This window comes from Candidatus Moraniibacteriota bacterium (genome assembly GCA_035390125.1).
Classification (GTDB): Bacteria; Patescibacteriota; Minisyncoccia; order Moranbacterales; family GWC2-37-73; genus DAOOTD01.
Genome location: DAOOTD010000005.1, coordinates 1 through 23,647 on the forward strand (window position 1 = coordinate 1; position 23,647 = coordinate 23,647).

Annotated in this window: 22 protein-coding genes and 4 tRNA genes; 8 read left to right on the forward strand and 18 right to left on the reverse strand. The window is 36.6% G+C overall.

Features of this window, described 5'->3' with window-relative positions:
• Positions 1-78 precede the first annotated feature (78 nt).
• The 11 genes from PLR68_04120 to pilM form a co-directional block, all read right to left on the reverse strand.
• Complete coding sequence (locus PLR68_04120; protein ID HOW60905.1) at positions 79-876, reverse strand: prepilin peptidase; 798 nt, start codon at positions 874-876, stop codon at positions 79-81.
• Positions 877-964: 88 nt separating this feature from the next.
• Positions 965-1,345 (reverse strand): type II secretion system protein, encoded by a 381-nt coding sequence (locus PLR68_04125; GenBank protein HOW60906.1) that lies wholly within the window; start codon positions 1,343-1,345, stop codon positions 965-967.
• A gap of 90 nt (positions 1,346-1,435) precedes the next feature.
• Positions 1,436-1,786 (reverse strand): type II secretion system protein, encoded by a 351-nt coding sequence (locus PLR68_04130; protein HOW60907.1) that lies wholly within the window; start codon positions 1,784-1,786, stop codon positions 1,436-1,438.
• 248 nt (positions 1,787-2,034) lie between these two features.
• Positions 2,035-2,439 (reverse strand): type II secretion system protein, encoded by a 405-nt coding sequence (locus PLR68_04135; GenBank protein HOW60908.1) that lies wholly within the window; start codon positions 2,437-2,439, stop codon positions 2,035-2,037.
• 58 nt (positions 2,440-2,497) lie between these two features.
• A complete protein-coding gene (locus PLR68_04140) occupies positions 2,498-3,709 on the reverse strand; it encodes a type II secretion system F family protein (GenBank protein HOW60909.1) in 1,212 nt (403 codons plus the stop codon).
• A 30-nt stretch (positions 3,710-3,739) separates the two neighbouring features.
• Complete coding sequence (locus PLR68_04145) at positions 3,740-4,828, reverse strand: type IV pilus twitching motility protein PilT (GenBank protein HOW60910.1); 1,089 nt, start codon at positions 4,826-4,828, stop codon at positions 3,740-3,742.
• A gap of 60 nt (positions 4,829-4,888) precedes the next feature.
• Complete coding sequence (locus PLR68_04150) at positions 4,889-5,269, reverse strand: response regulator transcription factor (GenBank protein ID HOW60911.1); 381 nt, start codon at positions 5,267-5,269, stop codon at positions 4,889-4,891.
• A gap of 69 nt (positions 5,270-5,338) precedes the next feature.
• Positions 5,339-7,048, reverse strand: a complete 1,710-nt coding sequence (locus PLR68_04155) for a GspE/PulE family protein (protein ID HOW60912.1) — start codon at positions 7,046-7,048, stop codon at positions 5,339-5,341.
• An 85-nt stretch (positions 7,049-7,133) separates the two neighbouring features.
• Positions 7,134-7,925: a hypothetical protein gene (locus PLR68_04160; GenBank protein ID HOW60913.1), complete on the reverse strand. Its 792-nt coding sequence runs from the start codon at positions 7,923-7,925 to the stop codon at positions 7,134-7,136.
• Between the two features lie 75 nt (positions 7,926-8,000).
• On the reverse strand, positions 8,001-8,540 hold the full coding sequence (locus PLR68_04165) for a hypothetical protein (GenBank protein HOW60914.1): 540 nt from the start codon (positions 8,538-8,540) through the stop codon (positions 8,001-8,003).
• A gap of 72 nt (positions 8,541-8,612) precedes the next feature.
• A complete protein-coding gene (gene pilM / locus PLR68_04170; GenBank protein ID HOW60915.1) occupies positions 8,613-9,725 on the reverse strand; it encodes a type IV pilus assembly protein PilM in 1,113 nt (370 codons plus the stop codon).
• 75 nt (positions 9,726-9,800) lie between these two features.
• Between pilM and PLR68_04175 the strand changes: the two genes are divergently transcribed.
• From PLR68_04175 to PLR68_04185, 3 genes are all read left to right on the forward strand, one after another.
• Positions 9,801-10,544, forward strand: coding sequence for a phosphoribosyltransferase family protein (locus PLR68_04175; protein HOW60916.1), 744 nt, complete (start codon positions 9,801-9,803; stop codon positions 10,542-10,544).
• A 108-nt stretch (positions 10,545-10,652) separates the two neighbouring features.
• Complete coding sequence (locus PLR68_04180) at positions 10,653-11,123, forward strand: hypothetical protein (protein ID HOW60917.1); 471 nt, start codon at positions 10,653-10,655, stop codon at positions 11,121-11,123.
• Positions 11,124-11,810: 687 nt separating this feature from the next.
• Positions 11,811-12,218 (forward strand): hypothetical protein, encoded by a 408-nt coding sequence (locus PLR68_04185; protein ID HOW60918.1) that lies wholly within the window; start codon positions 11,811-11,813, stop codon positions 12,216-12,218.
• Positions 12,219-12,463: 245 nt separating this feature from the next.
• On the opposite strand, the gene PLR68_04190 is transcribed toward PLR68_04185, so the two are convergent.
• Both PLR68_04190 and PLR68_04195 read right to left on the reverse strand, forming a co-directional pair.
• Positions 12,464-12,553, reverse strand: a tRNA-Ser gene (locus PLR68_04190).
• 138 nt (positions 12,554-12,691) lie between these two features.
• Positions 12,692-12,778, reverse strand: a tRNA-Ser gene (locus PLR68_04195).
• A 198-nt stretch (positions 12,779-12,976) separates the two neighbouring features.
• Between PLR68_04195 and PLR68_04200 the strand changes: the two genes are divergently transcribed.
• From PLR68_04200 to PLR68_04220, 5 genes are all read left to right on the forward strand, one after another.
• Entirely contained in the window at positions 12,977-13,585 is a 609-nt protein-coding gene (locus tag PLR68_04200) for a hypothetical protein (protein HOW60919.1), read from the forward strand.
• Between the two features lie 156 nt (positions 13,586-13,741).
• Positions 13,742-13,814 (forward strand) — tRNA-Arg (locus PLR68_04205).
• 148 nt (positions 13,815-13,962) lie between these two features.
• Positions 13,963-14,298, forward strand: a complete 336-nt coding sequence (locus PLR68_04210; protein HOW60920.1) for a hypothetical protein — start codon at positions 13,963-13,965, stop codon at positions 14,296-14,298.
• Positions 14,299-14,390: 92 nt separating this feature from the next.
• Entirely contained in the window at positions 14,391-16,475 is a 2,085-nt protein-coding gene (gene recG / locus PLR68_04215; GenBank protein HOW60921.1) for an ATP-dependent DNA helicase RecG, read from the forward strand.
• Positions 16,476-16,523: 48 nt separating this feature from the next.
• Positions 16,524-17,888, forward strand: a complete 1,365-nt coding sequence (locus PLR68_04220) for a phosphomannomutase/phosphoglucomutase (GenBank protein ID HOW60922.1) — start codon at positions 16,524-16,526, stop codon at positions 17,886-17,888.
• Between the two features lie 75 nt (positions 17,889-17,963).
• Here the strand turns inward: PLR68_04220 and trpS are convergent, their stop codons facing one another.
• The 5 genes from trpS to PLR68_04245 all read right to left on the reverse strand — a co-directional run.
• On the reverse strand, positions 17,964-18,947 hold the full coding sequence (trpS, locus tag PLR68_04225) for a tryptophan--tRNA ligase (protein HOW60923.1): 984 nt from the start codon (positions 18,945-18,947) through the stop codon (positions 17,964-17,966).
• 552 nt (positions 18,948-19,499) lie between these two features.
• On the reverse strand, positions 19,500-21,380 hold the full coding sequence (locus PLR68_04230; GenBank protein HOW60924.1) for a ribonuclease J: 1,881 nt from the start codon (positions 21,378-21,380) through the stop codon (positions 19,500-19,502).
• Positions 21,381-21,477: 97 nt separating this feature from the next.
• A tRNA-Leu gene (locus tag PLR68_04235) sits at positions 21,478-21,559 on the reverse strand.
• 254 nt (positions 21,560-21,813) lie between these two features.
• Positions 21,814-23,196 carry a mannose-1-phosphate guanylyltransferase/mannose-6-phosphate isomerase gene (locus PLR68_04240; protein ID HOW60925.1) on the reverse strand — a complete coding sequence of 461 codons (1,383 nt, stop codon included), beginning with the start codon at positions 23,194-23,196 and terminating at the stop codon, positions 21,814-21,816.
• Between the two features lie 19 nt (positions 23,197-23,215).
• Positions 23,216-23,647 (reverse strand): hypothetical protein (locus tag PLR68_04245; GenBank protein HOW60926.1); only part of this gene is annotated, 432 nt, incomplete at its 5' end.

Consider the following 23,647-nt stretch of genomic DNA (forward strand, 5'->3'; position numbering starts at 1 on the left):
AAGGGAGTTTTTTTTGAAATTCCCTGAGGGAAGTTTGGATTGGGGTGATGAATGACAGTCTTCTTTAAACATATTTCATTAAAAATATACAAAAAATTCTTTAAGAGACGGAAAAATTTGAGGGAGAAAAATAACCAAAAAGATTCCTGAAATCAAGAATGGTGCAAAAGGCACCTGGCTTTTTATTGTTTTCCTGCCCAGAATTATAAGAGCTATGCTTGTAAGCGCGCCGATCGTAAAGGAAAACATCAATGCCCAAATAATGTTCGGCCAACCAACAATAAATCCGGCCAAAAGACCAACATATGCATCGCCATAGCCCATCCATGTTTCTTTGGAATAAGAAGCGAGACCGAAAAAAAATAAAAATGCTATTAACCCTCCAACTATACCAGAAATGGTTTTGAGATCGAGTATTGATCCAGCAATATAAAAACTCTTCCAATCAACAGACAAGAAATACAATGCTGATATGATAAGGCCTATCCAGAGAATCAGTAGGGGTATTTCCATATATTTCAGATCATAAACAAAAATGATAACCAGCAGGGAAAAAATAACCAAATAATAGCCGGAAAGGAGCCAGCTTGAAGAATTGTAGGAGTAGAAAAAATAATTGCCGACAAGGGCGAAAATGACCCCGGTTGCTAGTTCCAGAATCGGATATTGCCAGGAAATTTTTTCACCGCAGTCGCGGCACTTGGCCGACAAAAGAAGAAAACTCAGAAGAGGAATGTTATCAAACCACCTGATTTTCTTTTTGCATTTTGGACAATGCGAACGCTCCAAAAGAGACTCCACCGCATTCAGGCGATAGACGACAGCATTCAGAAAACTGCCAATAATGAGACCGAATATAAAAAAAATAATGACCATAAAAATTATCAGACGAATTTAGATTTGATAAATTTAATCAAAGCAACAAAAAGTAATTTTTATTACTAAAAGGTTAAGTTTTATTGACTCAAAAACATTTACTAATCTCCGGATTGCAGGTAATAGTTTTTGTATTATCTGTAATATCCCATGCTTTGTACGTGGAGCTTGTTCCAGAAGTATAACCCCAACCTATTTTTGTATCAAAAGCTGGAAAATTAGCATTAGCACCACTACAAACCGGACTGCCTGCTGATGGATTTATAGGAATTGCCTGGCTTCTCATGTAGCAGTCAGTTGCATAAGGCAATATGCTTCTCATTGTCTGAAGAGCTGAAGCTTTATGACTTTTTTCTCTAGAACTATTAGTAGCAGCTATTATAGCAGCAACTAAAATAACTATAACAGCCATAACTATCAAGAGTTCCAGGAGGGTAAAACCTTTTTTTCTTGAAAAAAATTTTTTCATATATTTTTATTTTTTTATTTCTTAAAAAATATTAAACAATTTACAGCTTGCCAATGTACTATTGGCAAGCAAAAATAGTTCAGTATTCAACTATGTGCATGACCCTGTATCAACAGTACATGTAATAGTAGTTCCATTGCAAGTTGTTGATAATACACCCGCGTTGTATGCTGTGCCAGTACAATAAGTACCTACTTCTGGCCAGTTTGGTCCATCGGTACAAATTGGGTTTGCTGTGTTATAAGCACTTATAGTATAGTTATTCAAATTACATTCTGTTAAATATGGCATAGTACTTTTAAGCGTCTGTTTAGCAGCAGCTGTTTGAGCTTTTTGACGAGCGCTTGAAGTGCTTACCAAAATAACTCCGGCCAAAATACCGATGATCGCAATAACGATCAACAATTCGATCAACGTGAAACCTTTTTTCATTTTTTTCATAATTTCACACCTCCTTCCGCCAATTTTGTTAAAATCTCTGATTTTGCCACAAAATTGAGCGTCCCGTAAAATTCTCTGCAGAAATTTTGCATCACCTGCAGTAAAAGCCACAGGTGTTTCCGAGCGCTATCTTTTTTAAAAACAGACTTGCTCGGAATTTTTACGGGACAACCACTTTGCAACTAATTTTTGATTCTAAACAAAACGTTATTTGTTATATCCAATTTTTCCAATTTTTATTTTAATTACTACACGCAATCATTCGTAGCCATACTGCAAGTTATCGTGTTACCATCCTTTTCCAAAAAAAAGCTATAAGTTCCACCCACAACTGCACCTGATGAACCATTGTAATTCCAGCCTGTTTTTGCATTTATGGCAGGCCATGCTACGCTATGCCCAGTTGCACCTTGACATATAGTACTTCCTTCTGCTGGAGTAGAAGCGGTGCCACCATCATCAGCACATATGACGAGTTCCGGCAGGACACTGGCAGCACTTGTCAATGCCGATGCTTTTTTCGATTTTTCCACTGCACCTTTGGTGCTGACCATAACAACACTAGCCAGTATTCCGATAATCGCCATAACGACCAGAAGTTCAATCAGGGTGAAACCTTTCGCGGATGAAAATTTATTTTTTTGATTTATCATAAGTTTATAATAACACATTATTTGTTAAATTTAAACCTAATTATACCCATGCAATCTTTTATATGGATCCCGCTATGTTGTATATCGGCACCAGTATGGCAAAAACCAAAAATCCAACCCCGACTCCAAGAATAGAAATGAGAATAGGTTCAAGCATTGAAGAAAGATTGCGCGTGATGCGATCCACTTCCTTGGAGTAGAAAAAGGAAACATTTTTCAGCACTTCGGCTATTTTTCCCGAGTCTTCGCCAATCTTTATCATTTGAGCTACAATAGGAGGAAAACATGAAGAACTGCGTGAAAATACTTCACTCATGGATCCGCCCGTTTTTACTTCATCCGCAGCTCTGAGTATAACGCTTTCAAAAACAGTGCTATTTACAACTTCGCTTACAATTGCAAGGCCCCTGACAAGCGGAATGCCTCCGATCATAAGTACCGAAAGATTTTCGGCAAATCTGGCTATGTAAATATATTGGAAAAGCGGACCAATGACAGGAAGTTTCATTTTGAATGAATCCCATTCTCTTTTGCCATCTTCAGTCCTGAGATAATAAATCGTTGATAATATTATGAATATTATAATCGACATCGTAACCCACCAGTATCTATTAATGAAAGCGCTGGCATCCATAAGCATGCTGGTGTACCAAGGTATATCGACGTTCAAATCTTTGAAAACATCTGTGAGCTTCGGCAAGACAAAAGCAAAAGTTCCAAAACCGATTATCAGAGCCGCTGAAAGCACGAAAATAGGATAGAACATAGCGCTTCTTATTTTTGAACTTAATTCATAATTTTTTTCCGTATTTTCAGCTAGAAACAAAATGCTGCGTTGCAGATTTCCGGAAAGTTCTCCTGCTTTGACCATACTGACTGCCAGAGTTTCAAAAACATCCGGGTGTTTCTGCATAGCTTCTGAAAGCGGTGATCCGTCCTCTATATTATCCACCAATTCTCCGATGATCCTCTTCAAGTATGCATTGCTTGTCTGTTCCCTTACGGCATTAAGCGATGAAACTATTGTAACCTTAGCTTCAATCAAAGTCGCCAGCTGCCGGAAAAAAACTGAAATTTCCCTGGCACTGGCTCCGTTCCAGATGCGCATAACTTCCCTGAATACTTCAGGAGTTTCTTTTTCTTTCTCGATAGAGAGAGGCAATAATCCTTTTTCCTGAAGCATCGCTATCGCCTTTTCATTATTCAGGGCTTCTATTTTTCCTTGCTGGACTTCTCCTGACAGATTTCTGGCTTGGTATAAAAATTTCATAAATTTATATTTATTTTAAGACTTGAAATTTTATCTATTTTTTTTATTTGTTAACATATTCAAATATTCTTTGTTTTCGGTATATTGCAACGCATCTTCAAAGGTCACAAGTCCCCGATGAACCAAATCAGCCAAGGAATTTTCCAAAGTCACCATGCCATCTTTAAGGCTTGTTTCAATCACGGATTTTATCTGATATGTCTTATTTTCACGTATTAGATTTGCTACTGCATTATTGTTGATCATTATTTCCAAAGCAGGAACTCTGCCACCTCCGATTTTTGGCAGCAATCTTTGGGAGACAACCCCGATCAAAACACTTGCCAACTGGGATCTGATTTGATTTTGCTGGTGAGACGGAAAAACATCTACCAACCTGTCGACTGTCTGGGATGTATCATTTGTATGCAAAGTGGCAAGAATCAGATGCCCAGTTTCAGCCGCAGTCACAGCCGTGCTGATAGTGTCCAAATCTCTAAGTTCACCAATAAGAACTACATTTGCATCTTCGCGAAAAACACTGCGCAATCCCGAGGAAAATGATTTAGTATCTCTTCCCACTTCCCGCTGATTTATAATGCACCGATCCTGTTCATAAAGATATTCTATCGGATCTTCAATAGTTATTATATTTTTATCTTCGTTATGATTAATAAAATCAACAAGTGCCGAAAGCGTAGTTGATTTTCCATGACCCACCGGACCAGTCACTATAAACAAACCTTGCGTGTTATGTGTGAAGTCATAAAGTATGGGAGGAATACTCAGTTCTTCCAGCGTCTTAAGACGGCTTGAAATCATACGCATGGCCACACTTATGTTTCCCTGCTGGAAAAAAACATTTGTTCTGAAACGGGCTTTATCCTCAAAATTATAAGAAAAATCAACCTGCCCTTCTGCAATAAGCTTTTTTTTATTTTCTTCACTGAGAATAACATCACTAAGTGCCTGAGTATCTTCTGCTTGTAAAATTTTTTCCTGAGTTATCGGATACAGTTTTCCATCCAAACGAAGAGTGGGATATCTGCCGACAACTAAGTGGAGATCGGAAGCATTCTGCTGAGCAACTAATCTTAGTAAATTTTTTATTCTTTGGTCGCTATGTGTTATTAATGGCATTTTTTGTTTTTATTTTTAAAAATATTTTTTCAGTCTTAATTTTCTTTATTATAGCAAAAATTAACCTTTCAACAAATTTCTTACCTTTTGTACGACTTCTGAGGGAGTGAAATGTGATTTTATAAGATAATCATTAATTCCAAAATCTTCACTTTCACTTATTTTTTCTTTTTCAGAGATGTTAGTAAGCATTACCACGGGAATTTTCTTCCATTCCTTTTTACCTCTTATATTTTTCAAGGTTTCCATACCATCCATATAAGGCATAACTATATCCAGCAAAATCACATCTGGAACAGATTCCTCGATTTTCTTCAGGGCTTCCAATCCATTTTCTGCTATTGAAACCTCGAATCCTTCCTGTGAAAATTTAACACTATAAATATCCCGGATAAAAGGATCGTCTTCAACAAGCAGTACTTTTTTTATTTTTTCAGACATAAAATTTTAAGGTTAAGAGTTATTCTTTATGCTTTTTATCCAAAATCGTATTTTTTGATTCAATTTATATTATTTATCGTCTTCAACTTCCCCGCCGACACTTTTGCTACCTTCAGTGACTCGCTGCACTTCTTCTACGGTCGTCAAACCTTTTAAAATTTTCAACACTCCATCCTGCTCTATCTTTATCATGCCATGCTCATCGGCATATTTCTGCACTTCCTGCTCAGTTCCAGCCTTTTCTGAAATTATTTCTTTTATGTCATCATTTATTTCAATCGCCTCAAAAATAGCTATGCGTCCTTTATATCCACTGTTGTCACAATTTTCGCATCCCTTTCCTTTATAGATATGAACGCCTTTAGACAAATCTACTCCATACTTTTCTATTTCTTCTTTGGGAAGATTTCCAACTTGGCTGTTTATATATTCAGCGATTTTACTGTTTAGCTTTATTTCCTGTCTGCAATCAAGGCAAATTCTGCGAACTAATCTTTGTGCTGCAACAACTTTTATAGAAGAAGACAGCAAAAATGGTTCTATGCCCATATCGACAAGTCTTGGAATTGCACCTATAGAACTGTTGGTGTGCAATGTTGAGAGCACTAAATGGCCAGTGAGTGCGGCATGTATGCTTAATTCAGCAGTTTCACTGTCGCGAATTTCCCCTACCATTATAATGTTCGGATCTTGACGCAATATGGATCTCAGGCCGCTGGCAAATGTATAACCAATTTCTGGATTTATTTGGCTTTGATTTACACCAGATATCGAATATTCAACTGGATCTTCAAGCGTAATTATATTCCTTTCTTCCTTGTTCAAAACACCCAGGCAAGCATAAAGAGTTGTTGATTTTCCGCTTCCAGTCGGTCCCGTCAGTAAAATAATTCCATATGGCTCTTTTATGTTTTTAATTAAGATTTCTTTCCCCTTGCCCATAATTCCCATGCCTTCAAAATCTATGAGCTTGTTTTTGTTGTCCAAAAGACGCATTACTACTTTTTCACCATCGACAACAGGCAATGTTGAAACGCGAAAATCAACCAAATGACCTTCGTCATTAACACTGAAGCGACCATCTTGCGGTTTTCTTTTTTCATCAATCTTAAGATTTGAAAGTATTTTTACTCTTGAAACTACTGCACGTCCAACTCCCTTCGGGATTGTCAATGACGAAAAAAGGACTCCATCAACCCGGAACCTTACCCTATATTCTTTGGTTACAGGTTCTATATGGATATCGCTCGCCTTACCGTCAATAGCATGTTTTATTATGACATTGAGAAGTTTTGCCACTGGAGCAAATTGAATGCTATCCTTGTCTTCTTTGTCTTCTTTTTTATTATCCAGTTCGTCTTCAACATCATCTTCATTCTGCAATATTTCCATAACTTCCTTTATGGCTTCCTCTGTTCCGCCTGAATATTGTTCAAACATATCGTCAAACATCTCCTGAGAAATGAGATATAATTCAATTTCGAGCTTTCTTTCTTCTGCGATAAAACGCAAGATGTTCAGCGCATTAATATTGGTTGGTTCAACAATGCCTATTTTTACTTTTTTCTTATCCCTTTCAAATGCTATTATTTTATGCTGGAGAGATACATCCTTTGAAATTATATTCATCACATCATCTTCTATTCTTGGAATTCTTTCTAGATAAGGCATGTTTAAGCTCTTTGCCATATTAACAAGGGCTTCAGACTTATAGGACATGGAGCCTATTTTTTTCTGCTGAATCCCAATATTTTGTATAATTTTGTCCTGCTGACTCATGAAAAATTTTTCACAACAAAACCGCTTTTGGTTTGGAAATGAATATTTTTAACTATTTATTTTATTATTTTTAACTAAGCTGGAATTATGGCAAGAAAGGATTGACTCTTCCTTTGTTGCTGCTACTGACTATGGAAGACACCGATTCTGTCTTCTGAGAAACATACTGCTTCAATACGCTTATGGTTTCACTGTCGATTTTAGCTTCAAAACTAGAAATCTTGAAGTTGCTTGCCTTGACAGGTGGAAGATAACCAAAGCTGACAATAATTTCAGCAGAAAGTTCGGAAGAATTCGTGCTAGCAGCCGTATTTTTTTTGTCAGTAGTATTCCCTGAACTAACATTCTTTACTTCTTTTTTGTAAATATTCAGTGATTTTATATTATTAAACAAAAACATTTTCTGTAGTTGATCGATAAAAAGCCTGATTTTTTCATATCCCCCGCTTACTGTTACTGTAGCCTCACTAAACCGCACTTCATTAGCATTATCAGAAGAAATTTGCCCGCCAGCCGAATTTTTCGTTGGAGAAGTATTTTGTAAGCTCGAACCTTCCGAACTTTTCATAGAAACATTATCTAAAGAAACTCCTGCATCAGAAGCCAAATAATTCATCCCGCCGATAATTTTTTCTTCAACTTTTTTATTAGGCAAATAGCTATTGATCAGGGTCACATCACCACTGCTGCTCGCAATCTGTTTTCCAACAGCTTCGATGGCAGAGGCTTTATCTTTTATTTCTTGCAAAGATTTTTCATTCTCTTTTTTTTCTTGATTAATACTGCTTATATTCATAATTTCAGGCCATATATATACCATGAAAATTGAAACAGAAACAACCAGAACTATCGGGAAAAAAAGATATTTTAATCGCATTTTTTTGTCACCCGGATTTTTCGCTTATACAAAACAAAAGCCGGGATGCAATATTTAAGAAATTATTTTATTAAATTATGATTTAACACTTAACTCAACGCTAAATGAAATTTTTTCTGTCCCGCGAGAAATACTAGTCAGAACAACACTTGTAAAATAATTAGAATCTTTAAAATTCAATATCTGTCTGGCTGCATCGCTAAAATTTTTAGCATCAAATACCATAGTAATCTTATTCTTACCGTCTTCGTATTTATAGGATGAAATGACAACACCAGAATTTATTTCAGCACCCACATTATCAAGAACTTTAGTCATCTGCAGGCGTGAAACTTGGTTATTTTTTATGTTTAAATTGCTTCTTATCTGCTTCAGCCTTGATTGCACGTCAATAACCTTTTCAAGACTTCCCAGATTTGCCATATTTGTTTGTTCTTTTTCTATTTCTTCTTTCAGAGCTTGATTTTGTTTCTCCATGAAAGAAACATAAAATTTAAGACCCACTAGCACCAGAATAACAATAACAAGGATGCTGATTGAAAAAATAAAACCACTGCTGGCAGAAAGATTTTTTTGTTTTTTTGGTTGATTTTGATATAAATTTATTGTGGTCATTTTGGCCTGTCCTGTTGAATTTCGTAAAAAGCGAATATTCAACCCGGATTTTATATGTTATTAAAAAATAAATTATTTACGTTTATATTCTTCAGCTCCCCTTAAAGCTAAACCAAGAGCCACTGTAAATGATCCACCCAGTCTTTTGATCAGTGCTGCGACATTATTATCCTTAATCATGATTCTTCTCCAAGGATCTGCCACTTTAACATCCATCTTTAAAAAATTTGAAAGGTATTGTTCCAAACCTTTCATTTTAGATGTTCCGCCCGACAACAAAACTCCGTCTATTCTGATATTTTTATTCTTTATTTTATATGCATCCAATATTCTCTTGGACTCGCTAGCAATAAATTCCAGAATCGGAATAACCAAGCGAGACTCATTGCTATTTAAGAAATCCTTTTCCCCTTTCTTGAGATCTTCTCCTCTTTGCTTGGAAATATTCATGCTTTCGCTTATAGTTGAAGTTATTTCATTTCCTCCCGCATCAATATTGCGATTGACAACAACAACTCCTTTTTCAACCAAAATAATATTGGTTGCCCGAGAACCTATGTCTATTATCAGAAAATTTCCAGCATCATCATTTATCAATGACCTGACTATTGAAAAAGTTTCCAGTTCAATGGCCGCTACGTTAACATTGGTTTCTCCCAATAACCTCTCAAAACGTTCCACATCTTTTTTGGGAGCAGCGACAAGAAGCACTTTTATTTTCTTGCCCTTAATGCCTCCAACGTCAGGCATTTGCGAGGATAATGTGCTAGTGTCACTTATATGTTCAATAATTTCCCAACTCATCGCTATTTCATCAAGTGAGCTTGGAATATATTTATGAGCTTCGAATTGTATCGCTTTTGCCAATTCATCGTTTTCCATTTCGGGTAATTCTATGATAGTGATAAGACCACTGAAGCCAGGAATTGAAACATACGCTGATTTAGACTTCAAATCCATCATTTCAACTAATTTTTTTATCGCTTCCGCCATTTTTTGCTCGTAAAAATGTTTTTTGGGGTCAATATTCTGTTTTTCACCTACATTTTGCTTTAAATCAACAAAACCATAATTTTCCAAAAACACTTTCTGATCTTTATAGGAAAGCTCAACTACCTTGATTGAAGATGTGCCAAAATCAATGCCAACAAAACGATTTTTATTGCTTTTTAAAAATTCTAACATTTTTTGTATTTGTGTTAAGCTAAAAGTTATAAGTTCGCATTAATAATAACATATTTTTATAAATCAAACAACAACATGGGCGAGTTATCCACAGTTTTTAGCAGATCATACAAGCTTATACTTGATATTCTTTTCCCCATCACCTGCATATCATGTGGAAAGGAAGATGAATGGATTTGCCAGGATTGCTTATCAAACATTTTCATAAAAAATGAGCATGTTTGCGGCATATGCGAAAAAGTAATTACTCCTGATGGGAAAACTTGCTTGGCATGCAAGAAAAAAAGTGCTTTAGGCGCTCTTATCACTGCTGTTTCCTATAAAAACCCTACTGTGGCCCAAGCTGTGCACTTTTATAAATACCGTTTTATTCCAGATTTACATATACAGCTTGGAAATTTAATGATAAAAGCAATTCAAAAAACCGACTTGCCTTTGCCGGATATTATAATTCCTATTCCCCTGCACCCCAGAAGACTCCGCTGGCGCGGATTTAATCAGTCAGCACTGCTAGCAAAGCATATTTCACTCAAACTCTTGCCTGGGACAGAAATATTAATGGATGAAAAAATACTAATCAGAAAAAAATATACTTTCCCGCAAATGAAAATCAGCAGTTACCAGCAGAGAAAAGAAAATATCAAAGGAGCTTTTAGTATAACTAATCCAGAAAAGATAAAAAGCAAAACCATTTTACTGATAGATGACATCGCTACAACTGGTTCAACTATTTTTGAATGCACCAGAATCTTGAAAGATTCCGGCGCTAAAGAAATTTATGCCGCTGTCATCGCCCGGCAGGAGATAAAAAAATTGTGAACTTGAAAAATTGAATAAAATGAAGATTTATAATAAAATACAAATATAAATTAAAAGCATTCTATTTACCAATAAACTAGGGATAATCTAAATAAAATAGAAAAATATATGAGTGAAAAATGGTATCAAAAATATTATAAAGAAAGAGAACAAAGGCAATTCCCTGATAATGATGCCGGGCCAGAAATTGAACCTGTTCCAGGAGAACCAGGAGTTTTCAGAAAAGTTATAAGACCAGAAAACACAGAGGATGAAAAAAAACCAGATCCTGCAACAAGTATTAATGAAATAAATCAAGAAACGCTTGAAAATGAAAAAAAGGCTGAGCTTATTCCCGATATTGATGAAATAAAAAAGGAAATATTTGAAGCAGATGCTATTGAGGCTGGAAGATTGGAAGATAACATTAATGAAGTAATTTTCAGAGGCGGAGAAGGAGATCATCCAAACTACGACTTGAAAGCAAAACCCATAGAATTTCCTAAAGAAAATGAAGAAAAAAAGACAGAGACCCAGAGAAGAAGACCACCAAGCGATAGTCATGAGTTTGAATTTGAATATAAAAAATCTTCAAAATAAAAACCCGCAAGCACAGATTAGTGTAGATTCACTAATATGATCCTGAGCTTGCGGGTCTGACAAAATTGCAGCCTTACGCGGCCAGCCTTATACAAGGCCTCTTCGCCCTTGTTGCCGTTTCTCTTCACGAGATATGGGTACTTATATAAGTTACCCCTCTTTTTTTGGCTGGAAAGGGATTCCACTTTTGGTTCAATGAACCAATTGAAAAACTTTGTCAAAGAACGTTAAACGTTTAAAATAATGTTAACACCTAAATGCGCGAGCTTGAAAAAGCGCAAACCGATCATCACCAACCGTGTATGTACTAATATTAACAAATTAAACTAATAAGTCAATATCAGGATTTCATAAAATATTCTTGGAGGCAGGTGGCGCTTGGGTCTAGGAAGAGAAAATCAAGATTTTACGAAAAATCTTGATTGAAGAGATTATGGCACTCCTAATCCCAAGCATTTTATGCACATTACCCGGCAGGGCGCAACTACGCCCTATGTGCAACCACCCTTCTCCCCCGCTTCAAAAATTGTTGCGAAAAACTTAAAAAACAAATATATTTTTTATGGTATCAAATATTATAAAATTAGCAAATAACTTTTTTAAAAGAAATGATTGACAAATAAATGAAAGTATGCTATTAATTGAAGTTAAAGATGGATCATTAAAAAACAATAGGGGGTATTATTCATGGAAAGGAAGTTCTGTTTTAATGGTAAAGAAGTAACTGAGGTTATAAGAAAGGAAAGAGCATCTGGAAAGAAGAAGCGTAATGAAAATCCAAGACCAGAAAGGCTGAAAAATTGCAGCCAATTTGTTGGGGAAGCATGGGATATATGGTTTCACCTGCACCCTGCTCTGAAAAAGCAATTAAGAAAAAAATCTCCAAACAAAAGTTTAGTGGAAAGTAATGGAAATACAATCTTCGAGTTCAAGTTTGAAAAAGATGAATTCAAACTTGATATCTTGCAAGACTGGGCAGCAGAAAGACTTGGACTGCCCAAAGAATACAAATCAAGAAAGCAGAACATTAATGTTATAATGTTCTGCGCGGAAGTCTTAGAAAAAGTTGGTGTCCTCAAAAAAGGCACTGTATAAAAAATCAGGTTCGCCGGGGAATCGACAAAAATTGTCGAATCCCCGGTTTTTTTATATCAAAAAAGAACCTTTTGGGCTCTTTTTAATTTATGCGGAGAGGCAGGGATTCCTCCTCGCTCCGACTCGGAGCCTGGGCGCTACACACAGAAAGCTCGCACTTGCTCGCTTTCTACTCGCGCCCTTCGAATCCCACCACATTTCAAACAAATATTAAAATGATGTCCTGCGGGACATCATTTTAATATTGGCGGAGAGGCAGGGATTCGAACCCTGGAAGGGATTTCTCCCTTAACACATTAGCAGTGTGCTGCTTTCAGCCGCTCAGCCACCTCTCCATTTATTAAATTTTCTCGGCAGTATCCTCGATCAAAAAATTGTGCTTCACGTCTGCCGGGGTTGCTTTTTGCAACCCGTCAAATGCTCGCTTACTCGCATCTGACCCGCTCAGCCACCTCTCCATTTATTAAATTGTGCGGAAGCGAGAGGATTCGAACCTCTGGTACCCTTTCGGGCACGACAGTTTTCAAGACTGTTTCCTTAAACCACTCGGACACGCTTCCAAATTATTTTTTTCAAAAATATAAAAAACTGAAAGGCCTTCGGGTTCCTGGGTTTCTTTTGAAACCCGCTTAATTCTCGCTTGCTTGCATCAAGCCCACTCAGACACGCTTCCAAAATAAAACACCTTTTTAGGCTTTGTATATAATACTAATTATAGGCATGTTTGTAAACTCTGACAAATGTGGTAAAGTTATCATATGCCTTTTGACCTAAGAAAAAAAATAAATAAAACACAAGATACGGAAGTACACGATTTTATTGTAGAGGATAGTTTTGAGTATGAAATAAAAAATGAACAGGAAGAACAAAATAATTTTGTTGAAGACAATCTGATCCAAAACATAGGCGAAATTTTTTATTCCTGGAAAGCTCCAGAGTTTGAATTATACGAGAAGTCAAGAAACTGGTATATTGCTGCTGGCTTGTTTATTTTCATAATGGTTATTTATGCTATTTTTACAAATGCTCCAATTATGGCAATCACTTTTATTCTAATCGGAATTGTAGGCTATATATATGCGCAAAAGGATCCGCGTATAGTAAATTTTTGCATAACATCAAAAGGCGTGCTAGCCGACAGACAATTTTATTCATATGAAAATATCTTTTCTTTCTGGATTTTTTACGAACCTAACCACACAAGAGTTATCAGCTTGCATACAAAGGCATCTGTCTTGCCTTTTGTACATATTCCAATTGAAGATGAAGACCCGGTAAAATTGCGTGATTTGCTTATGCAAAATATTCCTGAAATAAAACAGAATCCGAGTCTAATAAATACAATTGAAAGAGTTCTGCATTTATAATAACTACAAATCTGTGGCATTTTTAGTAATTGCTATTTTTTGTTTTATGTTGTAAGTTATCTGTTATTGATTATTAAGCGCTTGTAGCTCAGTGGATAGAGCGTCTGGTTGCGGTCCAGAAGGCCGCAGGCACGCCCCCACACCAAAACAAAATATGTCCTTGTAGCTCAGTGGATAGAGCGTCTGGTTGCGGTCCAGAAGGCCGCTGGTTCGATTCCAGCCAAGGACACAAGTTATTCTTTAATTTTTGGTGTGGGGGTAAAATTCCTGCCAAGCGCACAATTATAAAAAGTCAGCATTTTTATGCTTGACTTTTTGTTTTATATTGGTAAAATACAGCATTAACAAAAGAACATTGAAAAATAAGGGGGTTAAAAATGAACAAGACTGACAGAGAAAGAATGAGAATTAACAAACGAGCTCTTATCGAGGGACTGAAATCAAGAAAAGATTTCTTGGAAAGAAATCTTTTTGAGACTATGGAGCTTATTGAAGCAAGGCCAACGCAAAAATTGGTCGCCCAAAAAAAAGTTTTATTGCAAAGCATCGCGGAAACAAAGGCGAGGATAAAGGAAGTCGAAAAACCTGATTTTGATGGGAAATGCAAGGAATGCAGAAAACCCATTCCCATCAAATATCTGCAGGATCATATTTTGACTGATGTGTGTGATTTCTGCAATCGAAAAAAAAGAAAAATGGAATTAAGGAATTAAGAAAAAGATAAATGGAAAGAATTTTAAAAAGAGATTTGAAGAACTATTCAAATCTCTTTTTTCTATATTAAAAAATAGGCTATAATACATTTATGCCTAGTTTGCAGACGAAACTTATCTTAGTGCCAAGGATAGGGCCAAAATACACCGCTGTTTTAAAAAAACTTAACATTGAGACTGTTGAGGACTTTTTGATGCACTTCCCTTTCCGCTATGAAGATTATTCAGAAAGGGTTCCTATTGGCAATCTTTCTACCGGAACAACTGCAACTGTTATGGGCGAAGTTGTGAAAAGCAAACTGATCAGAACCTGGAAGAAAAAAATGCTCATCACGGAATGTTTTATAAAAGATGAAACCGGCATAGTCCGTGCTGTCTGGTTCAATCAACCATATGTCAGTGATTCCCTAACTGAAGGCAAAGGTGCACGTCTTAGCGGAAAAGTTTTTGAGGACGCTAAGGGATTATTTTTTTCCAATCCAGCTTGGGAACTTTCTTCGCGCGTTCCGACTAACACCGGCCGGCTTGTTCCGATTTACCCGGAAACAGAAGGATTGACTTCTAAATGGATACGCTGGCAGATGCAATCCTTAATAAAATACGCGGATGAAATCAAAGATCCGGTTCCTGAAAATATTTTGAAAGATTTGCACCTGCCAAATCTGAAAGAAGCCATTTACTATGCGCATTTCCCGAAAACACTAAAGCAGAGCGTTTTAGCTCAAAAGCGGATAGCTTTTGATCAAATGTTCTTGGCACAGTTAGCTTCACAAAATGTAAAAAATTTATGGAATAAAAAGCAGGCTATTTCCATTTCTTTTGATGAAAAACTGATAAAAAAATTTGTTGAATCACTTCCCTTCTCTCTTACAAACGCCCAGAGAAAATCAGCTTTCCAGATTCTAAAAGACATTGAAAAAACACTACCGATGAACCGGCTGCTTAATGGCGACGTTGGCAGCGGGAAAACTGTTGTAGCTGCTATGGCAATTTTAAATGCTGTAAATGCCGGCTATCAAGTTTCTTTAATGGCTCCCACGGAGGTTCTGGCGCGGCAGCATTTTGACTCCATTTCTAAACTATTTTCAAAACAAAATATTTCTATTGCCTTGCTGACAAATTCTTATCAAATAGTAAAGAACGACAAGATAAAACGTATAGAATTACTAAATGAAATTAAAAATGGAAAAATTGACTTTGTCATTGGTACTCATGCCCTTATACAAAAAGATGTAAAATTTAAAAATCTTGTTTTGGTTATTGTTGATGAACAGCACCGCTTTGGAGTTGATCAGCGCGCATATCTCCAACAAAAGATTTCTGAAATAAATGATGGACTTCCAGATAAAACACCTCATTTGCTATCAATGTCTGCGACTCCAATCCCCCGAACGCTGGCTTTGGCTTTTTTTGGCAATCTTCATCTTTCCGTACTGGATGAAATGCCTAAAAACCGCAAGAAAATCATAACCAAAATAATCAACGGCCGTGACCGCGAAAATACATACGATTTTGTACGGCAGGAAGTTAAAAATGGACAGCAGGCATTTATTATTTTTCCTCTTGTAGAAGAATCGAGTAAAATGACAGAACTCAAAGCCGCTACCGAAGAACATGAGCGACTTTCAAAAAATATTTTTCCTGATCTTAATTTAGCGCTTTTACATGGAAGATTGAAATCCAACGAGAAAGAAAAAATCATGCGTGATTTCGAAGATAAAAAATATGACATTTTAGTTTCCACTTCAGTTGTAGAAGTTGGCATTGATATACCCAACGCAACCATTATGATTATTGAAGATGCGGATCGTTTTGGATTGGCACAGCTTCATCAATTTCGCGGACGCGTTGGACGTAGCAATATGCAGTCCTATTGTTTTCTATTTACTAGTAGTAGTTCTTCTCTGGCTAAAGACAGACTGAAGGCTTTGGAAAAATACAGCAGCGGTTTTGACATTGCCGAAAAAGATTTTGAAATCAGAGGTCCGGGAGAATTTTTCGGCACCCGCCAATCGGGCATTCCTGACATTGCTATGCAGAATGTGACCAATGTGAAACTCATAGAAATTTCCCAAAGCTACGCTGAAAAAATCCTTAAAGAAAGTCCAGATCTCAAGAAATATCCCCTGCTTGAAAAGGAACTGGAAAAATTCAATCAAAATGTGCACCTTGAGTAAAAAACATGTTTTTGATAAACTTTAATAGTTAAAAATATTAAAAAAATTATGAATGAAAAAATCTTTAAAGCCTATGACATCCGCGGAATTTATCCAGAAGAAATAAACGAGCAAGATGTTTACAAGATCGCTAAAGCTTATTGTGAATTCGTAAAACCGAGTGAGGTAGTCATTGGATGCGATGTCAGACTTTCTTCCCCATCGCTCAAAAATGCAGCCATAAAAGCAGTTACGGATCAGGGTATAAAAGTCATAGATGTCGGCGAGATATCCACTGATATGCTTTATTTCTCCGTAGCCAATTATGGTTATGCCGGAGGATTTTCCATCACTGCTTCTCACAATCCTAAGGAATATAATGGCGCTAAGTTTGTCCGTGAAAAATCAAAGCCGATTTCATCAGACACTGGCCTGTTTGAAATCAGGGACATAGCCTTGAAAGATGACCAACGAATTGAAAATTTGGAATTATCAGAAGAAAATCTTAAGTTGATAGAAAAGAAAAATATAATGGATGATTATATAAATAAAATTAGATCTTTTGCCGATTTTTCAAAATTCAAAAAGTTTAAAATTGTTGCTAACCCAAATTTTGGAGTTGGCGGCAGAGCTTTGGATCAATTATTAGAAAATAGCAACATAGAAGTTATAAAACTAAACTGGGAATCAGACGGAAATTTTCCAAAGGGACGTCCTGATCCTCTTATTCCGGAAAATCGCGAAGAAATTTCTAAATTAGTGATGGAAAGTGGAGCTGATTTCGGAGTAGCCTGGGACGCAGATGCTGACCGCTGTTTCTTTTTTACAGAAAAAGGAGAATTTATTGAAGGCTATTTCATTACCGCTCTTTTAGGAAAAATTTTCCTCCAAAGAAATCCGGGAGCAACTATCTTACACGATCCTCGTTTAATTTGGGCCATTGCTGACATTGCTAAAGAAAATGGTGGCAAAGACATAATAAACAAATCCGGGCATGCTTTTATCAAGGAAAGGATGAGAAATGACAATGTAGTTTTTGGAGGAGAAATGAGCGCGCATTATTATTTCAGGGATTACTTTTATTGTGATAATGGCCTTATTCCCTTCGTGATGATGTTGGAGTTTCTTTCCGAACAAGAAAAAACGCTCTCCGAAATCATGCAGGAAATGTTCTGGAATAAATATTTTGTCAGTGGAGAAATAAATAGCGAAGTTTCGGACGTAAAAGCAAAGATATCAGAAGCTAAAGAAAAATATGCACCGCAAGCCAAGAGCGTAGACGAGATTGATGGAGTTTCGATTGAATTTGATAATTGGAGATTTAATCTCCGCGGTTCGAATACGGAACCAGTTATCAGACTTAATGTTGAAGCAAAATCAAAAGAGTTGATGGAAGAAAAAAGAGATGAGTTGCTTAAAATAATAAGAGGATAGTTCAAAAAATCGCCCTTCTGGGGCGATTTTTTTATGCTCAAGTGTTACTTAACATGTTACGTAACAAAATATCTACTATAATATGAAGCCTATCTTCTTTTTCACTTCTTCCATTTTATTCTCGGCAATCAATCGAACTTTGCTGGCGCCATCTTCTAGAATCTTCAAAACTTCTTCATTAGAAAGTGATTTCATTTTTTCCTGAATCGGTTTGAGTCCTGCAATAATAACTTCCGCTAAATCATTTTTAAAATCTCCATAACCCTTGCCGACATACATTTTTTCAATCTCTTTCGGAGTTTTGCCAGAAAATCCAGAGTAAATGTTGATAAGATTCTTGAGTGCCGGTTTATCGTCTTGATATTTTATCTCACTGCCAGAATCAGTCACAGCTTTTTTTATTTTTTTTCTGATTGCTTCTGCGTCATCAGTAATTCCGATCCAGTTATATTCAGAAGCTGCCGACTTTGACATTTTCTTGCCTGGATCATCCAAACCCATTATTCTCATCCCCTCTTTGGTTATATGCGGCTCGGGAATCACAAATGTTTCGCCAAATTTATTATTAAATCTTTTTCCAAGTGTCCGGGTAAGTTCCACGTGCTGAACCTGGTCTTCACCCACTGGAACTTTTTCCGCATCATAAAGCAGAATATCTGCCGCCATCAGAATCGGATAATCATATAACCCAACTCCGATACTTTCTCGACTGTTATTTTGTGTTTTATCTTTAAATTGTGTCATCTTGTCCAGTTCTGGCATTTTAGCTATTGTGTTTAAAATCCAAGCCAGCTCTGCGTGTTCCTGAATATGAGATTGAATAAAAATGCTGGATTTTTTCGGGTCAATTCCTGAAGCTAAATAAACTTTAGCAATTTCAATAGTCCTTTTTCTGAGCTCTTCAGGGTTTTGCGGAACAGTAATGGCATGCATATCTACCACGCAAAAAATGGACTCAAACTCATCCTGAAGCTTGACCCAATTTTTGATAGCGCCTAAATAATTGCCGACATGCAAATTGCCCGACGGTTGTATTCCCGAGAAAATACGCTTGTTCATATTTAAATTTATAAAGTTTATAAAGTAATAATAACTAAAATAGCCCTTTTTTGCAAACAAAATTGGCCTGACTTTTTCTTTCCGCAAGAAAAAGTAACAAAAAGAACTCTCCGCCCGACTGCAGCCACTGACAAATTTAGGATTTGCTCACTAAAAAATATAACTCCCCCGACAAGTCGAGGTCAGACAGAAATTTTTTAGACGCTCGCAAATCTGAATTTATACCAGGGTCTTCCGCAGGGCGGAATTATGAATGCATTATTTAGCATTTTATAGGTGCGCCATATGAAGTACTTAGGCAAAGTGTTTTTTGAATTTTTGCATCCTCTCGCACACTATAAATTTCGTAAGCAAATTCAAGCAAGTGAACGTTAATAAATTCCTTAAACGCAGCGGAGTGAAGCAGGAATTTTAGTGAGCGAGCTTAGAATTTGCCACAGAAATTAATCCGTGTGCAAGTTTCTTTTCTGTCCACTTTTCTTTTGAAAGAAAAGTGGGCGAAATTGTATAATTAAAAAACTGCCCATCACTGAGCAGTTTTCTTTGTTTCGCTTAGACCTCTATAACTACCGGCAACACCATAGGTCGCCTTTCGGTTTTTGTAAACAAGAAAGATCCGACCGATTCGCGGATATTATTTTTGACATAATCCCAGTTAACCGGCAGGCCTTCTGAAGTTTTTTCTTTGACCACTTTTTCCACCACCCTTTTCGTAGCATTTACTAGATCAAAATTTTCTTTGACGAAAATAAATCCTCTTGATGTGATTTGCGGTGTACCGATTATTTTTTTTGTTTTGGAATCAATGATCACAACGATTGTAAACATTCCATCTTTCGCCAATAATTGGCGATCTCTGAGCACCACTTCCCCGACATCTCCGACTCCCAGACCATCAACCATAACATAGCTGGTATCAATTTTTTTTGAAAGAATTTTAGCGTTACCGTTGCTAAACTCTATTTGATTTCCATTATCCAGAACAAATATTTTTTCTTTTTTTATTCCAATTCTCTCTGCTAACTTGGCGGCTTCTTTGAGCATATAATGATTGCCATAAACGGGTAGGAAAAAATCGGGCTTGATCTGGTGTAAAATATTTTGAATATCATAAGCATTGCTGTGTCCGCTAGTATGTACATCAAGGATATCGCTATGAATCACATTGTCACATTTGCGGTATAAATCATCTTTGAGTCTTTGTACTGTACGTTCATTTCCAGGAACAATTGAAGAAGAAAATATTATCGTATCATCTTTTTGGATTCTGACGAAACGATGCTCGTCATTGACAATGCGTGAGAGAACTGCATTGCCTTCTCCTTGTGCCCCGGTACAAATAACCACAACTTTATTTCTTGGATATTTATGTATTTCGTTGACTGAAATTAAGGTTTTCTTGTGAGCTTTTATATAGCCGAGTTCTTTGGCAATTTCAATATTCATCCTCATGCTATACCCGTCCAGGGCCACTTTTTTCCCTATACTTTCAGCATATTCTATTATTTTCCCAATACGTTCAATCTGTGAAGAAAAAGTTCCGATAACAACCAAACCATTGGCTGAACCTACAAGTTTTTCTAGGTTTTTGTACATCTCTGATTCCGGTTTGTCTTCACTTTTGGTGTCAGTAGCTCCCAAACTTTCCAGCATTAGTATCCGAGGTGAAGGTAATTTAGACAAATGATCATAAGTTATTATTTTATGATTTTTTGGATTTTTATCCATAGTCCAGTCTCCCGGATGTATGACAGTTCCGTCTGGCGTTCTGATTATTACTCCAACTGCATCCATGACTGAGTGTTCCACCTCAAAGAATTCAATTTGAAATTTTCCTAATTTAATTTTGTCTGAAACAGAATTGATTCTCATAACTTTCAGATTCTGGGCTGAATTCTTATCAAAGTCCTCCATTTTTTTCTTGACTAAAGCTAGTGTCAAATCACGTCCGACAATCGGAGGATAACCAAGTTCTTTAAGCAGGATTGGCGCTGCACCAATATGGTCAAGGTGGCCATGGCTGAGCAGTACCCCTCTTACATTTTTTTCTTTGCCTTTTAGGTAATTAATGTTAGGAACAATGTAGTCTATGCCTGGCATGTCTTCCTCTGGAAATTGTATGCCCATGTCTAAAATTATGATATCTCCATCATATTCAAACACTGTCATATTCCTTCCGACTTCTTCATTGCCACCCAAAGGAGTGATAACCAAATGATTACTCTTGGGATTCATCGGAAACTTGTGAAACCTCATCTGATTGTTTCTCATGCCCATGTTCGGAGGCATATTTTTTTTAAATTTTTTCATCGGCCTGCCTGCAATGCTATGCATAGCATTGTGGGAAGGTTTTTTGTGTTGCGCATTTACCTGCTTGTTGTTGGGCAGAGTTTGCGCGCTTGCAGTCATCGGACTGCTTTGTTTTTTAAACATATTTTTTATTAACCACTAACAAAGTAAGTTTTTTTTGTTTATGAAATTAAAAGATAATAACCTACTTATATTAAAAGTTTTATATTGCGTTAAAATGTGGGGATAGAGAGACTCGAACTCTCACGACTTGCGCCACATGCACCTGAAGCATGCGTGTATACCAATTTCACCATATCCCCTTTTAATAATTTTCTAAAGTAAAAGATAATAAGATCCCCTTTATAGAGATGGCTTGTCTTGCACGAAAAAAGCGGCTTACTCGCCCCCACACCAAAACCTAAAAAGTTGAATATTTTGGCTTATTAAGGCCATAATAGCCTAAAAAATATAGCCCACAAAATCTCTGAATTTGGTGTGGGGGTAAACAAAAATTAAGAAGTGACTTATCTAATATGTTAAGTATATACTATTTTAACTATCTTGTCCAGTGCCACTATTTCCTTCCGTAATCATCGTCAAACCTGACAATATCGTCTTCTTCCAGATAACTTCCCGTCTGAACTTCTATAATTTCTAAATTTTCTTTGCCTGAATTAGAAAGACGATGCCTGGTTTCAACTGGAATATAAGTACTTTCATTTTCTTGCAAGGTAAAGATATCTTCTTCTTTAATAACATCAGCAACACCTTTAACAACAACCCAATGTTCTGCCCTTTTTTTGTGCATTTGCAAACTCAATGATTTTCCTGGATAGACTGTAATTTTTTTTACTTTATGATTGTCTCCGTCAATAAGCACTTCATATTTACCCCATGGACGATAACCGACAATGTTATCACTCAATTCGGGATAATTTTTTTCTTTGAGATATTCCACCACTTTTTTCACTCCATCATTGCTTTCTCTCATTTTCTGCACCAAAATGCTGTCATTATTTTCAATCACAATAACATCTTCAATTCCTGAAGTCACAATGAGCCCATTATTGGCTGAATAAGCAAAAACGTTTTTTGAATCAATGGAAACATGTTTCGGATTATCATCTTTTTTTCTGTTCAATATCTCTGCTAGAACATCAAAACTTCCAATATCGCTCCAGTCAAAATCACCATCAAAAACCACCATCCTGTCCGATTTTTCTGAAATAGCCACATCAATAGCCACTGCCGGCAAGTTGCTGAAATTCTGGATAAAGAATTGATAATCCTTTTCAAATAAAGCATAGCTTTCTGGTGCATTTTTTTTCATTTCTTCACTTATAGCTTTGGCGCTGAAAAGATACATTCCAGCATTCCATAAATATCCTCCTGATTCAAAAAATTCCTTGGCTGTTTTTACGTCTGGCTTTTCTTTGAAACCATCTACTTTATAATAGTCCCCTAGATTTTCGCCCTTTTTAATATAACCCAAACCTGTGTGCGCCATGGTCGGCTTGATTCCGATAGTTCCTAAATTGTCCCCTATTTTTCCTAAAGCGTTTTTAGCGGTTTCTATATAAGCTTCTCTTTTACCAATATAATGGTCAGATGGAACCATTATTATCGGCACATTTTCGTCTATTTTTATTTCATCCTTAAGGTATTTAACCGCTAAAGCAATGGCTGGCATCGTGTTCCGGCTTTCTGGTTCTTTCAAAACCTGGCGTTCTTTGAATCCGGCGTAAATTTCTTTGACCTGATTGAAAACATTGAAATAGTTTTCTTCATTGGTTACAAAATATATATTTTCCTGAGGCACAATTTCTTTCATTCTCAAAAAAGTCTCTTGCAGAAGCGACTTATCGCTGTAAAGCTTTAGGAATTGCTTGGGAAAGTTTTTGCGCGAAAGCGGCCACAAACGGGTTCCAGATCCGCCACATAAAATAATGCTATACATAAGATATAAAAAATTTAAATTATTCTTTTTTCTCAACCACCCACCAATCAAACTTGATAGCCTCTTCAGTCGATTCTTTAATTTCAACAGTGAATCCTTTTCCTTTGTCTATGTCAGTTACTGCCAGAGTGGCATTAGTCACGTCTTTAGCAGTAACAAAAATCTTAGAACCTTCGCCTACAGCAGTCGTTTTGATTTCAACCTTCTTGCCATTACTTATCGGATTATCAGTATCATCATCTACGTCATCCTCATTTTTGTCAACTTGTTCTTTGTCACATTTACCGTCTTTGCCAGCCTCTGTCATTTCAGGACAAATTGTTGCTTCCCCTATAGTTGGCGCATCTTCATCTATTATATTAACAGCAAAAACTCCAGCAGAAACTTCGACTGCTTTCAGCTTCCCCTTCCCCAGATCCAGATTGCCGAAGGCATCTTTGTAAAGGATGTC

Bases quoted from the DNA above. Each gene is read 5' to 3' on its own strand.
- PLR68_04120 (HOW60905.1), bottom strand. From the start codon at position 876: ATGGTCATTATTTTTTTTATATTCGGTCTCATTATTGGCAGTTTTCTG.
- PLR68_04125 (HOW60906.1), bottom strand. From the start codon at position 1,345: ATGAAAAAATTTTTTTCAAGAAAAAAAGGTTTTACCCTCCTGGAACTC.
- PLR68_04130 (HOW60907.1), bottom strand. From the start codon at position 1,786: ATGAAAAAAATGAAAAAAGGTTTCACGTTGATCGAATTGTTGATCGTT.
- PLR68_04135 (HOW60908.1), bottom strand. From the start codon at position 2,439: ATGATAAATCAAAAAAATAAATTTTCATCCGCGAAAGGTTTCACCCTG.
- PLR68_04140 (HOW60909.1), bottom strand. From the start codon at position 3,709: ATGAAATTTTTATACCAAGCCAGAAATCTGTCAGGAGAAGTCCAGCAA.
- PLR68_04145 (HOW60910.1), bottom strand. From the start codon at position 4,828: ATGCCATTAATAACACATAGCGACCAAAGAATAAAAAATTTACTAAGA.
- PLR68_04150 (HOW60911.1), bottom strand. From the start codon at position 5,269: ATGTCTGAAAAAATAAAAAAAGTACTGCTTGTTGAAGACGATCCTTTT.
- PLR68_04155 (HOW60912.1), bottom strand. From the start codon at position 7,048: ATGAGTCAGCAGGACAAAATTATACAAAATATTGGGATTCAGCAGAAA.
- PLR68_04160 (HOW60913.1), bottom strand. From the start codon at position 7,925: ATGCGATTAAAATATCTTTTTTTCCCGATAGTTCTGGTTGTTTCTGTT.
- PLR68_04165 (HOW60914.1), bottom strand. From the start codon at position 8,540: ATGACCACAATAAATTTATATCAAAATCAACCAAAAAAACAAAAAAAT.
- pilM (HOW60915.1), bottom strand. From the start codon at position 9,725: ATGTTAGAATTTTTAAAAAGCAATAAAAATCGTTTTGTTGGCATTGAT.
- PLR68_04175 (HOW60916.1), top strand. From the start codon at position 9,801: ATGGGCGAGTTATCCACAGTTTTTAGCAGATCATACAAGCTTATACTT.
- PLR68_04180 (HOW60917.1), top strand. From the start codon at position 10,653: ATGAGTGAAAAATGGTATCAAAAATATTATAAAGAAAGAGAACAAAGG.
- PLR68_04185 (HOW60918.1), top strand. From the start codon at position 11,811: ATGGAAAGGAAGTTCTGTTTTAATGGTAAAGAAGTAACTGAGGTTATA.
- PLR68_04200 (HOW60919.1), top strand. From the start codon at position 12,977: ATGCCTTTTGACCTAAGAAAAAAAATAAATAAAACACAAGATACGGAA.
- PLR68_04210 (HOW60920.1), top strand. From the start codon at position 13,963: ATGAACAAGACTGACAGAGAAAGAATGAGAATTAACAAACGAGCTCTT.
- recG (HOW60921.1), top strand. From the start codon at position 14,391: ATGCCTAGTTTGCAGACGAAACTTATCTTAGTGCCAAGGATAGGGCCA.
- PLR68_04220 (HOW60922.1), top strand. From the start codon at position 16,524: ATGAATGAAAAAATCTTTAAAGCCTATGACATCCGCGGAATTTATCCA.
- trpS (HOW60923.1), bottom strand. From the start codon at position 18,947: ATGAACAAGCGTATTTTCTCGGGAATACAACCGTCGGGCAATTTGCAT.
- PLR68_04230 (HOW60924.1), bottom strand. From the start codon at position 21,380: ATGTTTAAAAAACAAAGCAGTCCGATGACTGCAAGCGCGCAAACTCTG.
- PLR68_04240 (HOW60925.1), bottom strand. From the start codon at position 23,196: ATGTATAGCATTATTTTATGTGGCGGATCTGGAACCCGTTTGTGGCCG.